The sequence below is a fragment of the Actinomycetospora succinea genome (genome assembly GCF_004363095.1).
Taxonomy (GTDB): domain Bacteria; phylum Actinomycetota; class Actinomycetes; order Mycobacteriales; family Pseudonocardiaceae; genus Actinomycetospora; species Actinomycetospora succinea.
In genome coordinates, this window is the sequence record NZ_SNYO01000001.1 from 25462 (window position 1) to 48494 (window position 23033).

The following is a 23033-nucleotide window of genomic DNA, read 5'->3' on the forward strand; positions in this document are numbered from 1 at the left end:
GTAGGGAGTCAGAGTGTGGTGTGGGTCATGTGCTGTCAAGAGCGCTCACCAGGACTTCTCGAGGAACGCCGTGCGGCGCGCGACGTGCTCGTGCTGCTGGGCGGCGACGCCCTGGCCGAGGGCCTCGCGGTCGAGGACGGCGTCCAGGGGAAGGTCCGCGGCCGCGCGGAGCAGTCGCTTGGTGAGGGCGAGCGACGTCGTGGGTCCGGCGGCCAGCGCGGCGGCCTCGCTCGCGGCCGTCGCGGCGAGCTCGGCGTCGTCGACGACCCGCGTCGCCAGACCGAGCGCGAGGGCCTCCTCGGCGTCGACGCGGCGGCCGGTGCGGGCGAGATCGAACGCGCGGGCGTGGCCGACCTGGCGGGCGAGGGCCCACGCCACCCCGCTGTCCGGGACGAGCGCCATGCGCCCGAACGCGCAAGACATGCTCGCCCCGCGTCCGACGAGCACGACGTCGCACGCGAGCGCGAGGCCCATGCCCGCGCCGACCGCGGCACCGTTGACCGCCGCGACGACCGGGGTGTCCATGCCCGCGAGCAGGCGCACCAGCGGGTTGTAGGTGCGGTCGACGGTGTCGTGGGCGTCGTCGAGCTCGTCGACGGCGGCCAGGTCCTGGCCGACGCAGAACGCCCGCCCGGAGCCCGTGAGCACGATCGCCCCGACGTCGCGGTCGCGTGCCAGGGCGGCGAGGTGGTCGGCCAGCTCGATCCGGGTCGTCTCGTCGAGGGCGTTGAGCCGGTCCGGGCGGTTGATGGTGACGGTCGCGACGGCGTCGTCGCGGGACACGTCGATCGAACCCATGGGTACCTCCAGCGACGACCGGCGGCCCGGTCGGTGGGTGGGTGAGGAGAGGAGACTCAGGCCGGCGCGATGCCGGTGAGGATCTGCGACCAGAAGTACTCGGCGACCTCGGCCGCGCCGCGTCGCCCGCCCGGCCGGAACCACTGGTAGGTCCAGTTGGCCATCCCGAGCACCGCCATGGCGGTCAGGTCGACGTCGATGTCGCCGAAGCTGCCGTCCCGGGTGCCGTCGGAGAGCACGGTGACCAGCATGTCCCGGTACTGATCACGTTTCTGGCGGACCGAGGCGCGGACGTCCGGCGGGAGCTCGCGGAAGTGCTCGAAGAAGATCTTCAGGTGGCCCGGGTGGGTCTCCTGGAGCCTGATCAGGTCCGTCATGATCGCCAGCAGCATCTGCTGGTTGGTGTGCCCGCCGGCGTCGATCCGCTCCTGCTGCTGGGCGATGATCAGGTCGATCATCTCCTCGTGCAGCTCGACGAGCAGCTGGTCCTTGCCGGGGAAGTAGTAGTAGAGCGAGGCCTTCTTGATCCCGACCGCACCCGCGATGTCGTCCATCGAGGTCTCGCGATAGCCCGAGGCGTCGAAGAGCTCGGCGGCGACGCGACGGATCTGCGCGCGGCGCGCGGTGCCGTCCATGCGCTGGGTCGCGGGGCGCTGGGTCACGAGAACGATCCCTCCGAGGACGGGGGGCGGTGCAGCGCGCTGTACTCCTGCCCGGGCAGCGAGTAGCCCCGCGCAGCGTAGGGGAACGCGTCCAGCTCCGTGGTGGCCTCGTGCTGCTGGTAGTACGACCGGATCTCGGAGATCAGTCCGTCGCGCAGCACGAACCACTCCGCCCCCCGGGTCGCGACGCGCTCCCGGGCGCCGGTCGGGAGCCAGAACATCGTCCACTCGATGACCGCCTCGTCCCCGTCGGCGACCAGCCGGTCGACCACCCAGCGGGCCTCGATGACCCGGGTGACCTTGCGCCAGTAGCGGGCGAGGTGCTCGGCCCCGGCCACCGGCGTCGAGCCGAGGTTGGGCGCGAGGAAGTAGTGCACGACGTCGGGGTGCAGCGTGGTGAGCAGTGCGTCGACGTCACCGTCGGAGCAGCCGTCGTAGTAGCGGGTGATGAGGTCGGTGGGGTCCATCGGTGTCCTCGGTGATCAGTACTCGTGGAACCCGGCGGCGCTCTTGCGGCCCAGCCGGCCCCGGCCGACCAGGTCGACGAGCGGTTCGGCGGGCACGAGACGCGGGTCGGGCTCGACCTCGGCCATGGACGCCAGGGCGGCCACGGTGACGTCGAGGCCGATGAGGTCGATGAGCGCCAGCGGGCCCATCGGGTGGTTCGCGTCGGCGGTCATCAGGGCGTCGACGGCCCGTGGGTCGGCGCCGGCCGCGACCGCGCGTGCGGCGTCGTTCAGGTAGGGGATGAGCAGCCGGTTGACGATGAAGCCCCGGCGGTCGGCGGCCTCGACCACGACCTTGCCGAGGTCGCGGCCCCAGGCGGACGCGGTGGCGGCCAGCGTCCGGTCCGCCCCTGCGATCTCGAGCAGCTTCATCGCGGGTGCGGGGTTGAAGAAGTGCAGCGCGAGCGTGGGCCGGCCCGAGGTGACCGGCGCGCACACGTCGGCGACCCGGTAGGACGAGGTGTTGGTCGCCAGCGGGGTGCCCGCCGGCAGCGCCGCGTCGAGCCGCCCGACGAGGGCCTGCTTGACGGCGAGGTCCTCGGCGACGGCCTCGATCACCACCTCGGCGCGCCCGAGGTCGGCGTCGTCGACCGTGGTCCGGATGCGGTCGTGGATCGCCGTGGCGTGCGCGGCGTCGAGACGTCCCTTCGCCACCGCCCGGTCGGTGCTCGCCCGGATCCGGGTCCGGAGGCCGTCGAGCGAGGCTTCCGTGCGCCCGAGGACGGTGACGGGCCGGCCGCTGCGCGAGATCACCTCGACGATGCCCGAGGCCATCAGCCCAGTGCCGAGCACGCCGACCTCGCCGGTCCAGCCTGCGACCTCGGGGTCCGGAGTCGCCTCGGGATCCGCGAGCGCCGCGTCACCCGTCAGGAACGCCCGGCGCGCGGCGGGCAGGTCGTCGATCACCGCGCAGGGCCCGACCGGGTGCCCGGCGCCGTGGCGCAGGGCGAGGTCGAGCACCCCCGGCGCCACCCGGTCCCGGCGGCTCATGGCGACGGCGTCGGCGAGCATCCCGGCCCGCAGGCGCAGCGCGGGCTCCCAGTCCTCGGTGCCGGGCAGCGGGGTGTGCCCGGCGAGGACGTCGGTGGAGGTCGTCATCCCCGGGCCCTACTTGATCGCCAGCGCGCTGACCGGCGAGCCGACGGCCCCGGTCAGCGGCAACGGGGAGGCGACGAAGAAGAACTCGTACACGCCGTCGCGGGCGCAGTCCTCGCCGAGCGGGTCGAGGTCGAAGATCTCGCCGATCGCCATGCCCATGTAGGTCAGCGCGACGATGTGCAGCGGCTGGAACTGGTCGATCTCGTTGGGTCGGACCTCGACGCCCCAGGTGTCGGTGGCGACGGCCGCGACGTCGTGGTCGTACAGCCACGGCGCGGTGTGCAGCGACAGTCCCGGCGCGTCGCCACCGGCGTAACCGCCCCAGTCGTCCCGGCGCGCGCCGAGGAACCCGGTGCGCACCAGCACGGCGTCGCCGCGACGGACCTCGACGCCCTGCGCGGCGGCCGTCGCGTCGAGCTCGTCGGCGGTGACCGGACGGCCCGGCTCGAGGGAGTCGACGCCGACGTGGCGGGCGACGTCGAGCAGGACCCCGCGCATGACGATGCGGCCGGTGTAGTTCTGGATCGCGTTGCTGGCCGCGCCGTTGCTGTCGACCTCGGCTGCCGACCGGCCGTTGTACATCCTGCCCTCGTAGAACACGTGCGCCAGCGCATCCCACTGGGTGCCGGCCTGGTTGGGCATGACGACGTAGTCGTCGGCGAACCCGATCCCGTGCGCCGGCCCCCAGTCCCCGGGCAGCACGTCCTGGCGCCCCGCGACGTGGTCGGCGCCGGTCGCGGACATGAACAGCTGCGGGTTGATGCGGAACGGGCTGTTCTGCGGACCCCGCAGGTCGTACGGCAGCGACAACGACACCGTGCGGCCCTGGCGCACCAGTGCGGCCGCGGCGGTGATCTCGTCGGGCCCGACGAAGTTGAGCGTGCCGAGCTGGTCGTCGTCGCCCCAGCGGCCCCAGTTCGAGTACTGCTCGATGTACTTCGCGAGGATCGACCGGTCGCCGTCCATGATCACCTCTCGCCGCTCGTCAGGACCGGCGGGCCGGCCGCGGCCCGACGGTGGTGGTCAACGTGCCGATGCCCTCGGCCTCGAGCTCGACGACGTCGCCGGGCTCGAGCCACGGGAACGCGTCCTCGCCGTGCAGGCTCGAGAGCTCCAAGAGGCAGCCGGTCGCGCACGTGCCCGAGCCGAGGACGTCGCCCGCACGCACCCAGGAGTTCGTCGAGGCGTGAGCGATCATGTCGGCGAACGAGTGGTGCATCGAGGCCAGTCGGTCGCCGCCGTGGGGCTTGCCGTTGACCCGCGCCGACAGGGTCGTGTCCGGTCGCCCGGATGTGCCGCCGAGCTCGTCGGGCGTCGCGAGGCAGGGGCCGATGACGTTGGCGAAGTCCTTGCACTTCGACGCCCCGAGGCCCAGCGACATCTCCGGGCCGGCGATGTCGCGCGCGGAGTAGTCGTTGAAGAGCGTGTAGCCGGCGATCAGGTCGGGCGCCTGCTCGGGCGTGACGTCGCGGCCGTCGGCGCCGAGCACCGCGGCGACCTCGAGCTCGTAGTCGAGCTGGTCGGTGTCGGGCCGCGGGATCTCGTCCCCGTCGCCGAAGATGTTGTTCGGGTGCGTGAAGTAGAAGACCGGCGTCCGGAACCACTCGGCCGGCACCTCGTCGGTCCCGCGGCTGCGCTGCAGGAAGTTCCGGTAGTGCTGCTCGAAGGTCAGGAAGTCCCGGATCGTCGTCGGACGTGCCAGCGGCGTCAGCAGCCGCACCGCGTCGAGGCCGACCGCGTCGCCGATCGCCGCGGGCTCCGTGCGCGACATCGCGATCGCCAGCAGCTCCGCGTCACCGTCCCCGGCGGGCCGGGCGACCGGCTCGACCGCCCGCTCGCGCAGGAGCCCGATCGTGACCGGCCCGCCGGTGGCGGGGGTATAGCGCACGAGCCGCATCCCGGGTCCTCCTCGACCTCGTACCAACCGTCTGGACGGTAGGTTAGAGCGATCGGGCCGGGAGTCAAGACTCAGGTGTCGAGCAGTTCCGGGACGAACAGTTCCTCGACGCCGCGCAGGCGGTCGGAGAGGCCCTGGTCGTGGAAGTGGCGCAGGAACGCCTCGAGCGTCGCCCGGTTGCCGGTGACGCCGTAGGGCCACCATTCGGCCGGCATCAGCGCGCGGGCGCGCTCGTAGAGGTCGCCGAACCACGGCACCATGACGTCGATCTGCTGGGTCTCCCGGCGGAACTCGTAGTGCGCGATCGCGGCGTCGCGCGAGGCCGTGAAGCCGTCGAGCAGGGTGCGGGCGAGGCCGGGGTGCTCGTCGAGGAGCTCCCGGCGCGCGACGACCGTGTGCATGATCGGGAGGATCCCGGTGCGCGCGTACCAGTCCTGCTCGACCCGGGCGGTGTCGGGAAACAGCGGGGCGACGCGCGGTGAGCCGTCGAGGACGCAGCGCGGCGGGTGCGCGGAGATCAGCGCGTCGATCTCGCCGGCCTCGAGCATCGGGCCGAGCGGCCCGTCGGCGGCGCTCACGTCGACGGCCGACGGGTGCCGGAACGGGACGAAGTCGAAGGGCGGCATCGGCGCGTCCACGCCCCCGACGACCCAGCGGCACCGGTCCGGTGTGACGCCGTGCTCCTCGGCGAGAATGCCCTTGAGCCACACGCCCGGATCGGTGCCGTAGACCGCGAACTCGCCGACGGTGCGGCCCGCGAGGTCCTGGGGCTTCTCGATGCCGCTCGCGGTGCTGACCCAGATCGCCGAGTGCCGGAAGTGGCGAGCGGGGAAGACGGGCAGCGCCACGAACGGCGGGTCGGGCAGGTCGAGGGTGCGCAGGTAGAACGTCAGGCCGAGCTCGGCGACGTCGAAGGCCTGCTCGCGGACCATGCGGTCGAAGATGTCGGAGACGAGGTCGGCGCTGTGCAGGGTCGCGTCGACCCCGTCGAAGGTGACGGTGCCGTCGAACAGGGCGCGCATGTGGTCGTAGCGGGCCGAGGCGACGGAGAGGGTGATCGGTGCCATGGCTCCACCGTCGGCCCGCCGGATCGAGAAGTCCAAGACAGGCTTGAGCGGTCATTGATAGCGCTGCACGATGAATGGCGTGGAGCTGCGTCAGCTCGTGTACTTCGACGCCGTCGTCCGGTACGGCGGGTTCAGCCGGGCCGCCGGGGCGCTGCACGTCGCCCAGCCCGCGATCTCCGCGCAGGTCCGGCGGCTCGAGGACGAGCTGGGCGTGCGGCTCCTCGCGCGCACGACCCGGCGGGTGGGGCTCACCGAGGCGGGCGAGCTGTTCCTGGTCCGCGCCCGGCGGGTGCTGGGCGAGCTCGACGCCGCCCGCGACGAGGCCGCCGACCTCGCCGCCGTGCTCCGCGGTCGCGTGGTCCTCGGCGCCTCCCCGGTGCTCGCGGGCCTCGACCTCGCGGCCGTCCTCGCCGCCTTCGCCGCGCGCCATCCCGGCGTCCACCTGACGCTGCGCGGCGGGATCACTGCGGGGCTGCTCGCCGACCTCGACGCGGGCGCCGTCGACCTCGTCCTCGGCCCGATCCACGACGAGTACCGCACGCGCGACCGCACCGCGACCCCGCTGCTCGACGACGAGCTGGTCCTGCTCACCCCGCCCGGTCATCGGCGCGCGCGGTCCCGGTCGATCGCCCTCGCGGACCTGCGCGACGACCCCTTCGTCTGCCTGCCGCCCGACAGCGGCCTGCGCCAGGTGCTCGACGATGCCGCCGACGACGCCGGGTTCCGGGCGCACGTGCCGTTCGAGGTGTCGACGCCGGGCGAGGTGCAGGCGCTCGTCGCGGCGGGGCTGGGGGTGGCGCTGCTGGCGGCGTCGACGGTGACCGGGTCGGCGACGGTGCACCGGGTCCGCCCGGCGCTGCGCCACCCGCCGATCGGGCTGCTGCACCGCGAGCTCTCACCGGCGGCCCGGGCGCTGGCGGCGGTCCTCACCGACGCCGCGTCCGAGGTATCGGAGCGAAGGGCACCGTCGCCCGGATAGACGGGCCGCCGTCCGAGCGAAGGGCACCTTCGCTCGGTGAAGACGGGCCTCGGGCACCCGAGCGCGCACCCGACCGTCACCCGCCCGACATCGCCCGTGCGGGTGTCCGTCCCCACACCGCGGACGTGCGGGCGGTAGGCAGTGCGCCGAAGTCGGCATACTCGGGGGTCAGATGAGCATTCGTTGTGTCGCCGTCCTGCCCGCGGGCCTGGTGTGGCGGGCCGTCGGGGCCGGGTGGTGGGTCAGCCGAGGCTGGTACACCTACCGCCCGCGGCTCCTCGCCGTCCTGCCCGACCCCGAGGTCAGTCCGCCCGGAACGTCGGGATCCCGGCGTCGGGCCGGGCGCGCACCCGGTGCCCCACGGCGAGCCCGGGCGCACCGCGCCCCATCGCCCGCACGCCGTCGTCGAGGTCGACGAGCACCAGCACGTACGGGTCACCCGACGACGGGTGCACGACGCTGACGGCGGCCACCGTCCCGAGCCCCGCCGAGGCACACCGGCGCGGCTCCGCCCCGCACGACGGGCATCCCGTCCGCGGCAGCGTCCAGCGCCGGCCGCAGGAGGGGCACTCGTCGTAGGCGAGGGTCATGCGACCTCCAGCACCGCGCTCGCGTGTGCCGACATGACGCCGCCGTCGCCGTGCACGAACCCGACGCGCGGCGCGCCGGGGACCTGCCGCGCGCCCGCCGCCCCGCGCAGCTGCGTCACGACCTCCACGAGGTGCGCCATCCCGCCGCCGACCCCGCAGTGCCCGTACGACAGCAGCCCGCCGTGGGTGTTGAGCGGCAGCGCGCCGTCGCGGGCGAACCGGCCGGCCGCGGCGTCGGTGCCCGCCGTGCCCGGCGCACAGAACCCGATCTCCTCGAGCAGCATCGCGAGCGTGACCGTGAAGCTGTCGTAGACCCCGGCGACGTCGACGTCGCCCACCGACCGGCCCGCCTGCCCGAACGCCGTGTCGGCCGACCTCAGCGCCCCGAGGTCGGCGAGGTCGGCCTCGGTGAGGTGCTGGTGGCGGTGCGCCTCGCCGACGCCGGTGACCGCCACGGCCGCCGGTGCCGCGGTCACCACGACCGCCGCGCCGCCGTCGGAGACCGGGCAGCAGTCGAGCAGACGCAGGGGCTCGGCGATCGGACGGGAGGCGAGGACGTCGTCGACGGTGATCGGCTTCGCCAGGTGCGCGCCCGGGGTCGTCGCCGCGTGCGCGCGCATCTGGACGGCGAGCGGGGCGAGATCGGCGGGGGAGAGCCCACGGGCCGCGAGGTGCGCCGATGCCAGCAGCGCGTAGTACGCCGGGACGGTCCCGCCCAGCGGCACCTCGAGCTCCGCGTGCCCCACCTGCGCCAGCGTGCGGGTGGACGTCTCGCCGCTCTGCCCGCTCGCCCGGTCCTCCCCGCCGACGACGAGCACGGCCCGGGCGTCGCCCGCCCGCACGAGTCGCGCCGCCTGCGCGAGAATGACCAGCCCCGTCGCCCCGCCCGCGCTCGTGCCGTGCGCGATCGCCGGACGGGCCCCGAGCCGCTCCGCGAGCAGGTCGGCGGGCATGAGGTGCCCCGCGGTCGTGGCGTAGCCGCAGATCACGGCGTCGATCTCGGGCGCGACCAGCCCGGCGTCGGCGAGCGCCGCGACCGCCGCCGTGGCCTGCCAGTCGAGCGCGGTGCGCCCCGGCTGCCGGCCGAACGGGGTCACGGCGACCCCGGCGACGTGCGCCACGGAGATCGCCATTCGCGCCACTGTCACCGACACTGGCGACGATGTCCACGGACCAGGTGTTCTCGCGCGTCCTCATCGCGAACCGGGGCGAGATCGCCGTCCGCGTCGCCCGGGCGGCCGCCGACCTCGGGATCGCGTCGGTCGCGGTCCACGCGACCGACGAGCCCGACGCCCCGCACGTCGCCAAGGCCGACGCCGCGGTGGCGCTCGCGGGCTCGGGCGTCGCCGCGTACCTCGACGCCGAGGACGTGCTCCGCGCCGCGGCCGAGGTCGGCGCGGACGCGATCCACCCCGGCTACGGCTTCCTCAGCGAGAGCCCGGCGTTCGCGCGGGCGTGCGCCGGGCGCGGCATCGTGTTCGTCGGGCCGTCGCCGGAGGTGCTGGGCGACCTCGGCGACAAGACCCGCGCCCGCGCGCTCGCCGAGGCCGCCGGGCTGCCGGTGCTCGCCGCGGCCGACCGCGACGGGGCGGCGGGCCTGCTCGAGAAGACCGGCGCGGTGATGGTCAAGGCGGTCGCGGGCGGGGGCGGGCGCGGCATGCGCCGGGTCACCGACCCCGCGGCGCTCGACGACGCCCTGGCCCGCTGCGCCTCCGAGGCGGGCGCTGCGTTCGGCGACGACCGCGTCTACGCCGAGGAGCTGCTCGCTCCCGCCCGGCACGTCGAGGTCCAGATCGTCGGCGACGGCACCGGCGCGGTCGTCCAGCTCGGCGAGCGCGACTGCTCGGTGCAGCGCCGCCACCAGAAGGTCGTCGAGGTGGCACCCGCACCGGGGCTCGACGCGGACGTGCGCGCCGGGCTCCACGCGGCGGCGGTGCGGCTCGGCGCGTCGGTGCGCTACCGGGGCCTCGGCACCGTCGAGTTCCTCGTCAGCGGTGACCGCTTCGCGTTCATCGAGGTCAACCCGCGCCTCCAGGTCGAGCACACGATCACCGAGGAGGTCACCGGCGTCGACCTCGTCCGCGCGCAGTTCCGCCTCGCGGCCGGCGCGACGCTCGCCGACCTCGGGCTCGACGACCCGCCGGCCCCGCGCGGCACCGCGATCCAGGCGCGCATCACCCTCGAGGACACCGGGCCCGACGGCACCACCACCCCGACCGCCGGCACCCTCACCGCCTACGAGCTGCCCTCCGGCCGCGGCATCCGCGTTGACGGCGCCGGCCACGTCGGCCTCCGGACGAGCCTGCGCTACGACCCGCTGCTCGCGAAGCTGATCGTCTCGGACCCCGACGCCGACCTCGCTGTCGTCGCCGCACGGACCGCCCGCGCGCTCTCCGAGGTCAACATCGCGGGCGTCGGGACGAACGTCGACGTCCTCGCCGGCATCGTCTCCCATCCCGCCTTCGCCGCGGGCGCGCTGACCACCGACTTCCTCGACGACCACCGCGCCGCGATCCTCGCCGCCGTGCGCCCGCACCGGTTCGTCGCGGCCGAGGAGGCGCCCACGGAGCCGACCCGGCGACCCGACCCTGGCCAGGACGCCGTCCACGCCACCGCGCCGGGCACCGTCGTCGGCGTCGAGGTCGCCGAGGGCGACGTCGTGCGCGCCGGGCAGACCCTGCTCGTGCTGGAGGCGATGAAGATGGAGCACGTCGTCGCCGCGCCGGCCTCGGGCACCGTCGGGACGGTCGCGGTGGCGGCGGGCGACACCGTCGCGGCCGGCGACGCGCTGCTGGTCGTGGCGCCGGACGAGGGCGCGGACGACCACGCCGAGGACGCCGCGACCGTCGACCCCGACCACATCCGCCCCGACCTCGCCGAGGTCATCGAGCGCCACGCGATCGGCACCGACGAGCGCCGTCCGGCCGCCGTGGAGAAGCGCCGCCGCACCGGCCTGCGCACCGCGCGGGAGAACGTCGCCCAGCTCTGCGACACCGACAGCTTCGTCGAGTACGGCCCGCTCGCGATCGCGGCGCAGCGGGCGCGGCGCTCGCTGGAGGACCTCGTCGAGCGCACGCCCGCCGACGGGATGCTCGCGGGCACGGCGACGATCAACGCGGACCTCGTCGGCGCCGAGCACGCGAACGCCGTCGTGCTCGTCTACGACTACACGGTCCTCGCGGGCACCCAGGGGTTCACCAACCACCGCAAGAAGGACCGCGCGGTCCAGATCGCCGCGGAGCGCCGCTGGCCGCTCGTCGTCTTCGCCGAGGGCGGGGGCGGGCGGCCCGGCGACACCGACGGCAGCTGGGCCTCGATGCTCGACGTCCCGACCTTCGAGATCTTCTCGCGGCTCTCGGCGCGGGTGCCGCTGGTGTCGGTCGTGGCCGGGCGCTGCTTCGCGGGCAACGCCGCGCTCGCCGGGCTCTGCGACGTGATCATCGCCGTCGAGGGCGCCAGCCTCGGCATGGGCGGGCCGGCGATGATCGAGGGCGGCGGGCTCGGCGTCGTCGCGCCCGACGACGTCGGTCCGATGGACGTGCAGGTCGCCAACGGGGTGGTCGACATCCTGGTCGCCGACGAGGAGGAGGCCACGCGGGTCGCGCGGCAGTACCTGTCGTACTTCCAGGGCCCGGTGGCCGACTGGGAGGCGCCCGACCAGCGCCTGCTGCGCCACGTCGTGCCCGAGAACCGGGTGCGCGTCTACGACGTCCGCGCGGTCGTCGAGGGCCTCGCGGACGTCGGGTCGGTGCTGGAGCTGCGCCGGGACTTCGCGCCGGGGATCGTCACCGCGCTCGTGCGCGTCGAGGGCCGGCCGATGGGGCTGATCGCCAACAACCCGGCCCACCTCGGCGGCGCCATCGACCACGACGCCGCCGACAAGGCGGCCCGGTTCCTCCAGCTCTGCGACGCCTTCGGCCTGCCGATCGTCTCGCTGTGCGACACCCCGGGCTTCATGGTGGGCACCGAGTCCGAGACCCACGCGACCGTGCGCCACTTCAGCCGCATGTTCTCGGTCGGCGGCAACCTCTCGGTGCCGCTCGGGCTGATCGTGACACGCAAATGCTACGGCCTCGGCGCGCAGGCGATGATGGGCGGCAGCCTCAAGGCGCCGGCGTTCGCCGTCTCCTGGCCGACCGGGGAGTTCGGCGGCATGGGCCTCGAGGGCGCCGTGCGCCTCGGCTACCGCAAGGAGCTCGAGGCCGTGGAGGACCCGGACGAGCGCGAGGCACTCTTCGAGCGCTACGTCGCCGCCGAGTACGAGAAGGGCAAGGCGCTCGCCGTCGCCGGCGTGTACGAGATCGACGACGTCATCGACCCCGCCGACACCCGCCGCTGGATCACCGCGTCGTTCGTGCCGCGCGCGGTCGGCGCGCAGCCGGAGCCGACCCGGCCGAACATCGACACCTGGTGAGGGGCTGCCGCCCACGTGAGTGATCTGGGTCGCCAGGGCGACCCAGATCACTCACGTGGCGCGCGCGCCATTCAGCCCCAGCACGTCGAGCCACGCGCCGATGCCGTCGAGGGCCGCCTTGCCGCCCGCCTCGGTCTCGGCGGCCGGGCTGAACGTGCGGTCCTCACCCTCGCCGGAGATGTTCTTCATCGCGAACGGGATCGGCACGGTGGCCCGCACCGGCGACATGCCCAGGGCGACCAGCACCGGCAGGAGCGCCTCGGCGGCCCGGGCCCCCGCGGCGACGCCGCCGTACCCGATCAGTGCGACGGGCTTGTCCGCCCACTCCTGATTGAGGTGGTCGAGGGCGTTCTTCAGTGCGGCGTTGTAGCTGTGGTTGTACTCGGGGTGGACGATCGCGAACGCGTCGGCGCGGGCGATCGTCGCGCTGAACGCCTTCGTCGAGTCGAGCGTGTACGTGGCGAGGCGCGGGTGGTGGGGCTCGGCGAACATCGGCAGGTCGACCTCGGCGAGGTCGACGATCTCGACGTCGAACGCGCCGTGCTCCCGGGCGTACTCGGCGAACCAGCGCGCGATCGGCTCGCCGACGCGCCCGGGGCGGGTGCTCGCGACGATGATCTGCAGCAGGGGGCGACGGTCGGCCTGCGTCATGGGTGCGACGTCCTTCCGAATGGTTGTCGGTACAACCATCATCCTCCTCGCCGCCCCGCGGCGCCCGGTGACCTACGTCGGCGGGGTGGTGTCCAGGCGCTTGGCGATCTCGTCGAAGACGTCGGTGAGCCGCTGGCGCGCGCCGCGGGTGGCCGTGCCCTGCTGACCGGGTCCCGGGCCGCGCACCGGGTCGAAGTGGTCGAGCGAGGGGTTCGGGAGCGCCGCGTCCCACGTCGTCTCGGCGTTGCGGCTGAGCAGGGCGACCACCTGCACCTTCGGGAGCAGGTCGAGGAGGCCGGGCAGCCAGCGGGCACCGCCGCGGAGGTCCTCGACGCCCGGGTTCTTCCCCTTCGGGAGCGGCTGGGGGACCGCGTTCCATAGGGTGACCCGGTCGACGTCGAGCCCGATGCGCACGCACTCGTCGAGGCAGTTGCGCGAGGCGACGTCCTTGTTCTCGAGCGAGAGCAGCCCGGAGCCGCCGCGGTCGCGGATCGCCTGGTCGCCGGGGTGCGAGAACAGGAACAGCACCTCGGCCCCCGTGCCGCCGTGGACCGGGTCGGGGTACGGGATGCCGCCGGGTCCGAGCTCCAGGGCCTCGGCGACCTCGTCGGCGTAGGCGATCAGGGGTGCGGCGTGCGGCGCCTTGAAGTCCATCATCTTCATCCGCACGTGCACCCAGTCGGCGTTGGCGTCTTTCTGCACGCGGTCTCCTGACCGTCGACGACGGGATCCGTCAAGCCTCCCAGCCCGGGGATCGGGGCGCCCATCCGCCCTTGACCTCATACCCCCTGGGGGTATCTTGCGAGCCATGGACCACTCGACGAGCGGGACCCGCGGCTGGGCGTCCGTGCCCTGGCCGGTCGCCGCGCAGGCCACGCTGCACTGCCTCACCGGGTGTGCGATCGGCGAGGTGCTCGGCATGGTCGTCGGCACGGCGCTCGGGTTGCACGGGGCGGCCACCGTCGCGCTGTCCGTGGCGCTGGCCTTCGTGTTCGGCTACGCCCTGACCATGCGCGGCGTGCTGCGCGCCGGGGTCGGGTTCCGGCAGGCCCTGCGCGTGGCGCTCGCCGCGGACACCGTGTCGATCGCCGTCATGGAGATCGTCGACAACGGGCTGATGGTCGGCATCCCCGGTGCCATGGACGCGGGCCTGTCCAGCGTCCTGTTCTGGGGCTCGCTCGCGGTCTCGCTGGCGATCGCGTTCGTCGTCACCGTGCCGGTCAACCGCTGGATGATCGGGCGCGGGCGGGGCCACGCGGTGGTGCACGCCTACCACCACGCGGGCTGACGCGGGCTGACTCAGCCCCGCAGCACTGCCTGGAGCTCCGGGTAGGGGATGCCGGCGGGCAGGGGTGCGCCGTCGCGCACGGCCGCGGCGACGTCGAGGGCCGCGTGGAGCGCGGCGCGGTAGGGCAGCGAGCCGGTGCTGACGCGCCGGACGCCGAGCCCGGCGAGGTCCGCGAGGCCGAGGTCGGGGGAGATCAGCGCGTTGACCGGCACCGGGAGCGCGTCGGTCGCCGCGCGCAGGACGTCGCGGTCGCGCAGACCGGGCAGGAAGATGCCGTCGGCGCCGGCGCGGACGTAGCGCTCGGCGCGGGCGAGGGTGGCGTCGGCGGTCGCCTCCTGGCCGAGCCAGTAGGTGTCGACCCGCGCGTTGACGAACACCGCGGGGCTGCGCTGCTTGATCGCCGCGACCTTGGCCGCGTGGGCCTCGGGGTCGATCAGGGCCTCGGCCGTGCTGTCCTCGATGTTGATCCCGGCGGCGCCGGCGTCCGCGAGCCGGGCGACGTAGTCGGCGACCGCGCCCGGGTCGTCGGCGTACCCGTCCTCGACGTCGACGCTCAGCGGGACCGGCAGGGCGTGCAGCGCCCGGGCGAGCGCGACGTTGGCCTCGGCGCTCGCGCGGTCGCCGTCGGGCCGGGCCAGCGACGCGGCGACCCCGAAGCTCGTCGTCCCCACCGCCGGGTGCCCGGCCCGGGCGAACGCCAGCGCGGACGTGACGTCCCAGGCGTTGGGCAGCAGCAGCGGGGAAGGGCCGTGGTGGAGATCGGCGAAGGAGCTCACGGCACGAGTCTGGCGCACGAGCGCGCCGGACCCTTGATGTCGGCCGTCGCCGCCCGCACGCTGCTGGGTGTGGAGGTCACATGATCGACAGATCGGTCGTCGGGCGCGAGACAGCAAGCGAGGTGGTCACGGTCGAGCGGAGCCGGGTGCGCCTGTTCGCCCAGCTCCTGGGCTACCCGCGCGACGGCGTGCACCGCGACCTCGCGGCGGCGCGCGCGGCGGGCCACCCGGACCTCGTCGTCCCGCCGACCTACCTCGCGGGCCTCGAGACCGAGACCGGGGCGATCTACCGGACCCTCGACGACGTCGGCGTCGACCTCGCCACCGTCCTCAACGGCGAGCAGCACTTCACGTACCACTGCACGCTGCACGCGGGCGACGAGATCGTCTTCACCACCCGGGTCGCCGACGTCTACGCCCGCGGCGAGGGGCGTCTCGAGTTCCTCGTGCGCGAGACGGCGGTGACGCGCTCCGGCGAGCCGGTGGCGGAGCTGCGGAACACCGTCGTCGTGGTCAACGCCGAGGTGTCGGCGTGACCGCGGTGGGCACCGAGCTCCCGCCGGTCGAGGCGGGTCCGATCACCCGGGCGATGCTGTCGCTGTTCGCCGGCGCGTCCGGCGACCACAACCCGATCCACATCGACACCGACGTCGCGCGCGCCGCGGGGTTCGACGACGTCTTCGCGCACGGCATGGTCGCGATGGGCTACCTGGGGCGCGCGCTCGTCGCGTGGTTCCCGCAGGAGCAGGTCCGCTCGCTGGGCGGACGGTTCCGGCGGATCACCCCGGTGCACGCACGACCGCGCTGCCACGGTCGCGTCGAGGAGATCGTCGAGGTCGACGGCGAACGGAGGGCACGCCTCGCGCTGTGGGTCGAGATCGACGACGACGGTCCGGTCATCACCGGCTCGGCCGAGGTGGCGCTCGGCTGACCCGTTCGGTCCAATGATGCGCAGCACGGGTGACACCCGGTGAGCATTCCCTTGACCGACTTCGGTCCGGCGGGGCGAGAATCGGGATCCGCCATCGCCCTGTCCGAGAGTCCTGGAGCGGATCCATGAAGAAGCTTCTCAACGACCCCGCCAACCTCGTCGCGGAGTCGTTGCGCGGGGTGGAGCGTGCCCACCCCGAGCTGCGGGTCGATCACGAGAACCGCATCGTCTACCGCGCCGACGCGCCGGTGTCCGGCAAGGTCGGCCTGCTCTCCGGCGGCGGCAGCGGCCACGAGCCGGCCCACGCCGGGTTCGTCGGCCCCGGGATGCTCGACGCGGTCTGTGCCGGCGAGGTCTTCACCTCGCCCGTCCCGGACCAGATGACCGAGGCCACCAAGAAGATCGACGGCGGCGCGGGCGTCCTGCACCTCGTCTGGAACTACACCGGCGACGTCATGAACTTCGACATGGCCGCCGAGCTCGCCGCGGCCGAGACCGACACCGAGGTCCAGGCCGTCGTCATGAACGACGACGTCGCCGTCGAGGACAGTCTGTTCACCGCGGGCCGTCGCGGGACCGGTGCGGCGATCGCCGTCGAGAAGATCGTCGGCGCCGCCGCCGAGCAGGGCCGCAGCCTCTCCGAGCTGGCCGACCTGGCCCGCCGCGTGAACGACAGCTCGCGCAGCATGGGCATGGCGCTGACGTCGTGCACCGTCCCGGCCAAGGGCAGCCCGACATTCGACCTGCCCGACGACGAGATCGAGATCGGCATCGGCATCCACGGCGAGCCGGGCCGGCGCCGGGTCCCGCTCGCCTCCGCCCACGACATCGCCGAGATGCTCGTCGACCCGATCCTGGCCGACCGCGACTTCACCGGCGGCGAGGGCGTGTTCGTCTTCGTCAACGGCATGGGCGCCACGCCGAACCTCGAGCTGTACCTGATGTACAACGAGATCGCCGCCCTGCTGGACAAGGCGGGCATCGTCCCGGTCCGCACGCTCGTCGGGCCCTACGTCACCAGCCTCGACATGGCGGGCTGCCTGGTGTCGATCACCCGCTTCGACGACGAGATGCTCCGCCTCTGGGACGCTCCGGTCGCCACCTCCGGCCTGCGGTGGGGCATGTGATGGCAGATGTCGACACCGACACCCTCCAGCGCTGGCTGCGGGTCTTCGCCGCGTCCGTGGCCGAGCACAAGGACGAGCTGACCGCCCTCGACGCCGCGATCGGCGACGCCGACCACGGCGCGAACATGGACCGCGGGATGCAGGCCGTCGTCGACGGTCTGGCCGCGACGCCCGCGGACCCGGCCGCGCTGTTCAAGCAGACCGGGATGACGCTGGTCAAGTCGGTCGGGGGCGCGAGCGGGCCGCTGTACGGCACGTTGTTCCTGCGCATGGCCCCGGCGACCGGCGGGGCGGCGAGCCTCGACCCCGAGACGTTCGCGAAGGCGCTGCGGGCGGGGCTCGAGGGTGTGGTCGCGCGCGGCAAGGCCGAGGTCGGTGAGAAGACCATGGTCGACGCCCTCACCCCGGCGCTCGACGCGCTCGACGCCGCCCTGGGTTCCGGGCAGTCGCTGGCGGACGCGCTGCGCGCGGCGTCGGCGGCCGCCGACGAGGGCCGCGACGGCACGACGCCGATCGTCGCCCGCAAGGGCCGTGCGAGCTACCTCGGCGAGCGCAGCGCCGGGCACCAGGACCCGGGCGCCACGTCGGCCGCCCTCCTCGTCGCCGCGGCGGCCACGGCCGTCGCGGAGCAGGGGGCCGCGTGACGGTCGGGATCGTGGTCGTCTCCCACAGCCGGGCCCTCGCCGACGCGGCGGTGGCCCTGGCCGGGGAGATGCTCCACGGCGGGGGCGGGCCGCTCGAGGTCGCCGCCGGACTCGACGGCGGCGGCTTCGGCACCGACGCCGTGGCCATCAGCGAGGCCGTGGCCGCCGCCGACGCGGGCGACGGCGTGGTCGTGCTGATGGACCTCGGCAGCGCCGTCCTCTCGGCCGAGCTCGCGCTCGAGATGGTCGACGACGACGTCCGCGGGCGCGTCGTGCTCTGCCCCGCGCCGCTGGTCGAGGGCCTGATCGTCGCCGTCGTCAGCGCGGCGGGCGGCGCCCCGGCCACCGAGGTGGCCCAGGAGGCGTCGGACGCACTGCTGGCGAAGTCGGGGCACCTCGGTGCAGCTCCCGACGAGGCGGCGCCCGAGCAGGTCGTCACGGACACCGAGGAGACCGGCACCTTCACCGTCGGGATGCCGCACGGGCTGCACGCGCGCCCGGCTGCGCAGCTCGTGGGCGCGCTGCGCGGCCTCGACGCCGACGTGCGGCTGCGCAACGTCTCGCTCGACGGGCCCGAGGTGTCGGGCGCGAGCCTGTCGCGGGTCGCGACGCTCGGCGCGCTCCAGGGCCACGAGATCGCCGTCCGGGCCGCCGGCACCGACGCCGCCGAGGCCGTGCGCCGCCTGCTCGCGCTCGCGGCGGACGACTTCGGGGAGTCCGCTCTTCCCGTGGCCGTCCCCTCGCCCGTACCGGTGGGCCACCCGATCCCGGCGTCGCCCGGGATCGGGATCGGCCCGGTGCGGGCGACGGGCACGGTGTCCGTGACCGTGCCGGAGCCCGTGCCGGGGGACCAGCACGGTCGCCTCGACGACGCGCGGTCGAGCGTCCGCGATCACCTGCGGGCCGTGCGCGACCGGGCGGCCCGCGAGATCGGCGCGGCGGAGGCGGCGATCTTCGACGCGCAGGTGCTGCTGCTCGACGACCCCGAGGTGCTCGCGGACGTCGGCACCCGCCTCGACGCGGGCACCGACGCCGCGCGGGCCTGGGCGGATGCGCTCGACGACGTCGCGGGCGGGCTGGCGGGTGCCGCCGACGAGTACCTGCGCGCCCGCGCGGCGGACGTGCGCGACGTGCGCGACCAGGTGCTGCGGGCGCTGGGCGGGGTGGCCGCTGCTCAGGGAGCCGGCGAGGGGATCCTCGTCGCCGACGAGCTCACGCCCGCCGAGGCGGCGGTGCTCGACCCCGCGAGCACGCCGGCCGTCGTCCTCGCCGGCAGCAGCCCCACCGCGCACGCGGCGATCCTGCTGCGGGCGCGGGGCGTGCCGGCGGTGGTGGGGGTCGGCGCGGCGCTGGCGGGGCGGGCCCGCGAGGCCGCCGTCCTCGCCGTCGACGGGAGCGCCGGTGAAGTCGTCGTGGACCCCGACCCGGCGACGCTCGCTGACTTCCGGGCTCGTGCCGAGGCGCTGGGCCGCCACCGCGAGGAGGCGTCGCGTCTCGTCCACGAGCCGGCGGTCACCCGGGACGGGACCACGGTGCTCGTCGGCGTCAACGTCGGCTCGCCCGCCGACGCGACGGCCGGTGTCGGGGCCGACCTCGCCGGGCTGGTGCGCACCGAGTTCGGCTTCCTCGACCGCCGCGAGGCGCCCTCCGTCGACGAGCAGGAGGCTGCTTACCGGGCGATCGGTAAGGCGATGGACGGGCGGCGCATCACCCTGCGCACCCTCGACGTCGGCGGCGACAAGCCCCTCGACTACCTGCCGATGCCCGTCGAGGCGAACCCGTTCCTCGGGGTCCGCGGCATCCGCCTCGCGCTCGCCCGCCCGCAGCTGCTCGCCGACCAGCTCCAGGCGATCGTGCGCGTCGCCCACGACCACCCGGTCGACGTCATGTTCCCGATGGTCGCCGGCGTCGACGAGCTCGCCGCCGCCCGTCGCGCCCTCGACGAGGCGGTGGAGACCGTGGGCCGGGGCCGCCCCGCCGACCTCCGGGTCGGGATCATGGTCGAGGTCCCGGCGGCCGCGCTCAAAGCCGCCGCGTTCGCCCCGGACGTCGACTTCTTCTCGATCGGCACCAACGACCTCACCCAGTACACGCTGGCCGCCGAGCGCGGCAACGACGCCGTCGCCGCGCTCGCCGACGCCCTCGATCCCGGTGTGCTCGCGCTGATCAAGGCCACCGCCGACGGCGCCGGCGACCACGTGCTCGTCGCGGTTTGCGGCGAGCTCGCCGGCGACGAGCAGGCCGCGGCGCTGCTGGTCGGGCTCGGCGTGCGCGAGCTCAGCGTCGCGCCGGGGTCGGTGGCGACGGTGAAGCAGGCGGTGCGCGACGTGGACCTGGCGAAGGCCCGCGAGCTCGCCGCCGCTGCGCTGGCGTGCCCCGACGCCGCGGCGGTGCGGGCGCTGCTGCGCTGAACGTGGCCCGATCTGTGGAGATCACGGGCGACGTCAGGCACCGCATCGGCATCGACTGGTGCACCACGTCGCCCGTGATCACCGGGGAACGGCGCCCGCCGCCGTCCACGGCCGTGGCCGCCGCGCCGTCCCCACGCGCGCCGTCGGCAGGTCCACCGGCTCCACGCCGGCGACGACGCGGTTCGACACCGACCCGATGCCCTCGACCACCAGCGTCACGACGTCGCCCGGCACCAGCGGCGGGGGAGCGTCGTCGCCCAGGTGCGCCCAGTACTCGAGCAGGCACCCCGCGCCGCAGGTCCCGGAGGCGAGGACGTCGCCGGTGCGCAGCTCCGCGCCGCGCGAGGCGTAGGCGACGATCTCCTCGAACGACCACGACATGCTCGCCGAGGTGTCGCCGCCGCCCGGCAGCGGGACGCCGTTGACCTCCGCGTGCATCTCCAGCGCCAGGCGGCCGTCGCGGCGGTGGGCCGCCAGCTCGTCGGCGGTGACGATCCACGGGCCGAGGGTGTTGGCGAAGTCCTTGCCCTTCACCGGGCCCAGGCCGACCGGGATCACCGGCGGCATGAGGTCCCGGGCCGACCAGTCGTTGAACAGCGTGTACCCGGCGATGTGGTCGGCGGCCTGCTCCGGGGTCAGGTCGCGACCAGGCTTGCCGATCACAGCCGCGAGCTCGAGCTCGAAGTCGAGCCGCCGGCACCCGGGCGGCACCGCCACCGGCTCGTCCGGCCCGATCACCGCGTTCGTGTTGGAGAAGTAGAAGACGGGCTGCTCGTACCACTCCGGCGGAGGCGCCGTGCGGCCGAGCAGCTTGAGGCTGCCCTCGAGGTGCTCCTCGAAGGTGATGTAGTCGCGCAGCGTGCCCGGCTGCACCGGCGCGAGCAGGTGCACCGCCGACAGCGGGCGCGGGTCGCCGTCGGCGGTCCGGGCGACGAGCGCCGGGCGGTCGTCCGCGGCGAGCACCTCGTCGACCCCGACCGAGAGCGGCTGGACCTGGTCACCGTCGACGATCCCCACCCGGGTCTCGCCGTCGACCTCGATGCGGGCGATCTTCACGCGGGCTCTCCCAGCTCGAAGGCGGCGATGCGGCCGAACTGCTCCAGGCGGTCCGACCGCGGTCGCGACGGGTCGAGCTCCTCGTAGACGTTGAGCACGTTGGCGGCGATCCGGCCCTGCTCGGACATCGCGGCGAACCGGCCGAGGTCGATCGAGGCGACGGCCTCGTCGACGTCCAGGCCCGCCTCGAACCGCTTGGTCGCCTCCGCCTCGACGAACACGAGGTAGTCGCGGACCCACCCGACGCCGTCCTTGTCGGTGAGCGGGCCGTGGCCGGGGACGATGGCGGCGAGGTCGAGGTCGAGGATGCGGTCGCAGGCGGCGATGCAGCGCGCGACCGGGCCGGTCCACACCAGCGGCGCCCCGCCGATGAACAGGATGTCGCCGGTGTAGACGACCCGGGCGTCCGGCACGTGCACGATCACGTCGCCGGGGGTGTGTGCCGGGCCGACCTGGATCAGCCGCACCTGCCGGCCGCCGACGTCGAGGTCGAGCTCGCCGGCGAACGTGCGGGTGGGCGGGGTGGCGACGATCCCGGCGAGGTCGAAGTGGCCGGAGATCGCGCGGATGAACTCGCCGACCCGGTCCTGCCGGTCGGACAGCCCCGCCATCTCCGACACCGCCGCCGGCGTCATCAGCGCGGCGGCCGCCTCCGAGGCGACGATCTCCACACCGGGCCCGGCGACCAGCTGGTTGCCGTGCCAGTGGTCGCCGTCGGAGTGGGTGTTGACCAGGGTCCGGATCGGGTGCTGCGCGGTGAGCGGGGCGTACCCGTCGAGCATCTCCGCGGTGTGCGGGAGGTCGTAGAGGGTGTCGACCAGCAGGGACGTCCCCGCGCCGCGCACCAGCCCGGTGTTGCTCTCGCCCCACCGGCCCTCCGGGACCAGCCACGCGTGGCAGTCGCCGCCGAGGTCGTGCGGACCCTTCGCGTAGCCCGCCATCACGCGCCCACCAGTCGCACGGGCAGGGCGTCGAACTTGCGCATGGTCCCGCTGGGGCTGCGGACGGGGTCGCCGGTGCGCTCGAAGCGCGCCACGCGGCGGGTGAGCTCGGTGAGCATCGACGTGGCCTCCATCCGCGCCAGCGGGGCGCCGAGGCAGAGGTGGATCGAGGTGCCGAGCGCCAGGTGCGTCCGGGCGTTCTCGCGGGTCACGTCGAGGCGGTCCGGGTCGGGGAACTGACGGGGATCGCGGCCCGTCGACCCGAGCACCGCGCACACGGTGGCGCCGGCCGGGATCGTCACGCCGCCGATCTCGGCCTCGGCCCGCGTGCGGCGGTAGAAGACGCGGAACGGCGCCTCGAAGCGCAGCAGCTCCTCGACCGCGTTCGGGACGAGGTCCGGGCGGGCGCGCAGGAGCTCCCACTGCTCGGGCTGCTCGATCAACGCGTCGATCGCGTTGCCCAGCAGGGCGCCGGTGGAGTCGACGCCGGCCAGCCAGATGGACGCGAGCGTCATCAGCCGCTCCGGGCCGTCGGCCGCGAGCCCGCCCGTCGTGCCGCCCGACTCCATGATCAGGCGGCCGAGGCAGTGGGCGGGCAGGCCGGGGATGCCGTCCTGGCCGAGCCAGGTCAGCGCCTCGAGGAGCAGCTCGGTGTGGAGGGGGTCCGCGGCGGGCTCCTGGGCGCGCACGACGGCGTCGCTCCAGTCGACGAGCTTCGCGCAGCTCGGCGGGACGAGACCCGTCAGCAGCGCCATGGCCCGGTCCGGCATCGGCTGGGCGAGGCTCGGGACGGCGTCGACCTCGCCGAGCGCGAGCGCCTGCTCGACGATCGCCGTGGCCGCGGACTCGATCCCCGGGCGCAGCTGTTCGATCTCGGCGCGGGCGAACGGCGGCTGGACGGCACGGCGGATGCGGGTGTGCTCCGGGGGATCGGTCTCGATCAGCGGGTAGCGCTCGGCCCGGCCGAGGGCGCTCTCGTACGTCGCGCCGTCGCCGGAGACGAACTCGCGGTGGTTGCGCAGGACCGCGGCGGCCTCGGCGTAGCCGGGCACGAGCCAGATGTCGCGCTCCGGTTCGTGGAGCGCGGGCCCGCGGCCGCGCAGTTCGGCGTAGAGCGGGTAGGGGTCGTGCAGGGCCTCGGGGCGGTACAGGTCGAGATCGCCGGGCCGCAGCGACGCAGCTACGTTGGACATACTT

23 protein-coding genes are annotated in these 23033 nt (G+C 74.5%); 8 read left to right on the forward strand and 15 right to left on the reverse strand.

The window, feature by feature from the left end:
* Window positions 1-45: 45 nt before the first annotated feature.
* The 7 genes from EV188_RS00125 to EV188_RS00155 form a co-directional block, all read right to left on the reverse strand.
* Window positions 46-798 carry an enoyl-CoA hydratase/isomerase family protein gene (locus tag EV188_RS00125; RefSeq protein ID WP_133824238.1) on the reverse strand — a complete coding sequence of 251 codons (753 nt, stop codon included), beginning with the start codon at window positions 796-798 and terminating at the stop codon, window positions 46-48.
* 56 nt (window positions 799-854) lie between these two features.
* Window positions 855-1460 (reverse strand): TetR/AcrR family transcriptional regulator, encoded by a 606-nt coding sequence (locus EV188_RS00130; RefSeq protein WP_133824239.1) that lies wholly within the window; start codon window positions 1458-1460, stop codon window positions 855-857.
* Entirely contained in the window at window positions 1457-1927 is a 471-nt protein-coding gene (locus EV188_RS00135) for a nuclear transport factor 2 family protein (protein WP_133824240.1), read from the reverse strand. Before EV188_RS00135 ends, EV188_RS00130 begins: the two co-directional genes overlap by 4 nt.
* A 15-nt stretch (window positions 1928-1942) precedes the next feature.
* Window positions 1943-3064 (reverse strand): 3-hydroxyacyl-CoA dehydrogenase family protein, encoded by a 1122-nt coding sequence (locus EV188_RS00140; protein WP_133824241.1) that lies wholly within the window; start codon window positions 3062-3064, stop codon window positions 1943-1945.
* 9 nt (window positions 3065-3073) lie between these two features.
* Window positions 3074-4030 carry a cyclase family protein gene (locus EV188_RS00145; RefSeq protein ID WP_133824242.1) on the reverse strand — a complete coding sequence of 319 codons (957 nt, stop codon included), beginning with the start codon at window positions 4028-4030 and terminating at the stop codon, window positions 3074-3076.
* A gap of 19 nt (window positions 4031-4049) precedes the next feature.
* Window positions 4050-4961, reverse strand: coding sequence for a fumarylacetoacetate hydrolase family protein (locus EV188_RS00150; protein ID WP_133824243.1), 912 nt, complete (start codon window positions 4959-4961; stop codon window positions 4050-4052).
* A 71-nt stretch (window positions 4962-5032) separates the two neighbouring features.
* Complete coding sequence (locus tag EV188_RS00155) at window positions 5033-6028, reverse strand: substrate-binding domain-containing protein (protein ID WP_243741370.1); 996 nt, start codon at window positions 6026-6028, stop codon at window positions 5033-5035.
* Window positions 6029-6107: 79 nt separating this feature from the next.
* Here EV188_RS00155 and EV188_RS00160 point away from each other — a divergent pair, with 79 nt between their 5' ends.
* Complete coding sequence (locus tag EV188_RS00160; RefSeq protein ID WP_133824244.1) at window positions 6108-7007, forward strand: LysR family transcriptional regulator; 900 nt, start codon at window positions 6108-6110, stop codon at window positions 7005-7007.
* Window positions 7008-7309: 302 nt separating this feature from the next.
* Here the strand turns inward: EV188_RS00160 and EV188_RS00165 are convergent, their stop codons facing one another.
* The gene (locus tag EV188_RS00165; protein WP_133824245.1) at window positions 7310-7597 is read right to left on the reverse strand and encodes a Zn-ribbon domain-containing OB-fold protein; all 288 of its coding nucleotides are present in this window, start codon (window positions 7595-7597) and stop codon (window positions 7310-7312) included.
* Window positions 7594-8730 carry a thiolase family protein gene (locus EV188_RS00170; RefSeq protein ID WP_133824246.1) on the reverse strand — a complete coding sequence of 379 codons (1137 nt, stop codon included), beginning with the start codon at window positions 8728-8730 and terminating at the stop codon, window positions 7594-7596. The genes EV188_RS00165 and EV188_RS00170 overlap by 4 nt, the downstream gene beginning before the upstream one ends.
* Window positions 8731-8759: 29 nt before the next feature.
* Between EV188_RS00170 and EV188_RS00175 the strand changes: the two genes are divergently transcribed.
* The gene (locus EV188_RS00175) at window positions 8760-12011 is read left to right on the forward strand and encodes an acetyl-CoA carboxylase family protein (protein WP_133824247.1); all 3252 of its coding nucleotides are present in this window, start codon (window positions 8760-8762) and stop codon (window positions 12009-12011) included.
* Window positions 12012-12062: 51 nt separating this feature from the next.
* Here the strand turns inward: EV188_RS00175 and EV188_RS00180 are convergent, their stop codons facing one another.
* Window positions 12063-12662, reverse strand: a complete 600-nt coding sequence (locus EV188_RS00180; protein ID WP_133824248.1) for an NADPH-dependent FMN reductase — start codon at window positions 12660-12662, stop codon at window positions 12063-12065.
* 72 nt (window positions 12663-12734) lie between these two features.
* Entirely contained in the window at window positions 12735-13364 is a 630-nt protein-coding gene (locus EV188_RS00185; protein ID WP_133824249.1) for a uracil-DNA glycosylase family protein, read from the reverse strand.
* A 106-nt stretch (window positions 13365-13470) separates the two neighbouring features.
* Between EV188_RS00185 and EV188_RS00190 the strand changes: the two genes are divergently transcribed.
* Window positions 13471-13950, forward strand: a complete 480-nt coding sequence (locus tag EV188_RS00190) for a DUF4396 domain-containing protein (RefSeq protein WP_133824250.1) — start codon at window positions 13471-13473, stop codon at window positions 13948-13950.
* An 11-nt stretch (window positions 13951-13961) separates the two neighbouring features.
* Here EV188_RS00190 and EV188_RS00195 read toward each other — a convergent pair whose 3' ends face one another.
* A complete protein-coding gene (locus EV188_RS00195; protein WP_133824251.1) occupies window positions 13962-14726 on the reverse strand; it encodes an isocitrate lyase/PEP mutase family protein in 765 nt (254 codons plus the stop codon).
* A gap of 80 nt (window positions 14727-14806) precedes the next feature.
* On the opposite strand from EV188_RS00195, the gene EV188_RS00200 reads away from it, so the two are divergent.
* From EV188_RS00200 to ptsP, 5 genes are all read left to right on the forward strand, one after another.
* Window positions 14807-15262, forward strand: a complete 456-nt coding sequence (locus tag EV188_RS00200) for an FAS1-like dehydratase domain-containing protein (protein WP_133824252.1) — start codon at window positions 14807-14809, stop codon at window positions 15260-15262.
* The gene (locus EV188_RS00205; protein ID WP_133824253.1) at window positions 15259-15657 is read left to right on the forward strand and encodes a MaoC/PaaZ C-terminal domain-containing protein; all 399 of its coding nucleotides are present in this window, start codon (window positions 15259-15261) and stop codon (window positions 15655-15657) included. The genes EV188_RS00200 and EV188_RS00205 overlap by 4 nt, the downstream gene beginning before the upstream one ends.
* Before the next feature lie 125 nt (window positions 15658-15782).
* A complete protein-coding gene (gene dhaK / locus EV188_RS00210; RefSeq protein WP_133824254.1) occupies window positions 15783-16784 on the forward strand; it encodes a dihydroxyacetone kinase subunit DhaK in 1002 nt (333 codons plus the stop codon).
* Window positions 16784-17428, forward strand: coding sequence for a dihydroxyacetone kinase subunit DhaL (gene dhaL / locus EV188_RS00215; protein WP_133824255.1), 645 nt, complete (start codon window positions 16784-16786; stop codon window positions 17426-17428). Before dhaK ends, dhaL begins: the two co-directional genes overlap by 1 nt.
* Window positions 17425-19839, forward strand: coding sequence for a phosphoenolpyruvate--protein phosphotransferase (ptsP, locus tag EV188_RS00220; RefSeq protein WP_133824256.1), 2415 nt, complete (start codon window positions 17425-17427; stop codon window positions 19837-19839). The genes dhaL and ptsP overlap by 4 nt, the downstream gene beginning before the upstream one ends.
* Window positions 19840-19917: 78 nt before the next feature.
* On the opposite strand, the gene EV188_RS00225 is transcribed toward ptsP, so the two are convergent.
* Genes EV188_RS00225 through EV188_RS00235 form a run of 3 tightly spaced genes read right to left on the reverse strand, consistent with a single transcriptional unit; the run spans window position 19918 to window position 23029 of the window.
* Window positions 19918-20895 (reverse strand): fumarylacetoacetate hydrolase family protein, encoded by a 978-nt coding sequence (locus EV188_RS00225; RefSeq protein WP_133824257.1) that lies wholly within the window; start codon window positions 20893-20895, stop codon window positions 19918-19920.
* Window positions 20892-21836 (reverse strand): MBL fold metallo-hydrolase, encoded by a 945-nt coding sequence (locus EV188_RS00230; RefSeq protein WP_133824258.1) that lies wholly within the window; start codon window positions 21834-21836, stop codon window positions 20892-20894. Before EV188_RS00230 ends, EV188_RS00225 begins: the two co-directional genes overlap by 4 nt.
* Complete coding sequence (locus EV188_RS00235; RefSeq protein ID WP_243741372.1) at window positions 21836-23029, reverse strand: cytochrome P450; 1194 nt, start codon at window positions 23027-23029, stop codon at window positions 21836-21838. Before EV188_RS00235 ends, EV188_RS00230 begins: the two co-directional genes overlap by 1 nt.
* Window positions 23030-23033: the final 4 nt, after the last annotated feature.

Excerpts from the sequence above, each read along its gene's own strand:
- EV188_RS00125 (WP_133824238.1), bottom strand. The coding sequence starts at position 798 with ATGGGTTCGATCGACGTGTCCCGCGACGACGCCGTCGCGACCGTCACC.
- EV188_RS00135 (WP_133824240.1), bottom strand. The coding sequence starts at position 1,927 with ATGGACCCCACCGACCTCATCACCCGCTACTACGACGGCTGCTCCGAC.
- EV188_RS00140 (WP_133824241.1), bottom strand. The coding sequence starts at position 3,064 with ATGACGACCTCCACCGACGTCCTCGCCGGGCACACCCCGCTGCCCGGC.
- EV188_RS00145 (WP_133824242.1), bottom strand. The coding sequence starts at position 4,030 with ATGGACGGCGACCGGTCGATCCTCGCGAAGTACATCGAGCAGTACTCG.
- EV188_RS00150 (WP_133824243.1), bottom strand. The coding sequence starts at position 4,961 with ATGCGGCTCGTGCGCTATACCCCCGCCACCGGCGGGCCGGTCACGATC.
- EV188_RS00155 (WP_243741370.1), bottom strand. The coding sequence starts at position 6,028 with ATGGCACCGATCACCCTCTCCGTCGCCTCGGCCCGCTACGACCACATG.
- EV188_RS00165 (WP_133824245.1), bottom strand. The coding sequence starts at position 7,597 with ATGACCCTCGCCTACGACGAGTGCCCCTCCTGCGGCCGGCGCTGGACG.
- EV188_RS00170 (WP_133824246.1), bottom strand. The coding sequence starts at position 8,730 with ATGGCGATCTCCGTGGCGCACGTCGCCGGGGTCGCCGTGACCCCGTTC.
- EV188_RS00175 (WP_133824247.1), top strand. The coding sequence starts at position 8,760 with ATGTCCACGGACCAGGTGTTCTCGCGCGTCCTCATCGCGAACCGGGGC.
- EV188_RS00180 (WP_133824248.1), bottom strand. The coding sequence starts at position 12,662 with ATGACGCAGGCCGACCGTCGCCCCCTGCTGCAGATCATCGTCGCGAGC.
- EV188_RS00190 (WP_133824250.1), top strand. The coding sequence starts at position 13,471 with ATGGACCACTCGACGAGCGGGACCCGCGGCTGGGCGTCCGTGCCCTGG.
- EV188_RS00200 (WP_133824252.1), top strand. The coding sequence starts at position 14,807 with ATGATCGACAGATCGGTCGTCGGGCGCGAGACAGCAAGCGAGGTGGTC.
- dhaK (WP_133824254.1), top strand. The coding sequence starts at position 15,783 with ATGAAGAAGCTTCTCAACGACCCCGCCAACCTCGTCGCGGAGTCGTTG.
- dhaL (WP_133824255.1), top strand. The coding sequence starts at position 16,784 with ATGGCAGATGTCGACACCGACACCCTCCAGCGCTGGCTGCGGGTCTTC.
- EV188_RS00230 (WP_133824258.1), bottom strand. The coding sequence starts at position 21,836 with ATGGCGGGCTACGCGAAGGGTCCGCACGACCTCGGCGGCGACTGCCAC.
- EV188_RS00235 (WP_243741372.1), bottom strand. The coding sequence starts at position 23,029 with ATGTCCAACGTAGCTGCGTCGCTGCGGCCCGGCGATCTCGACCTGTAC.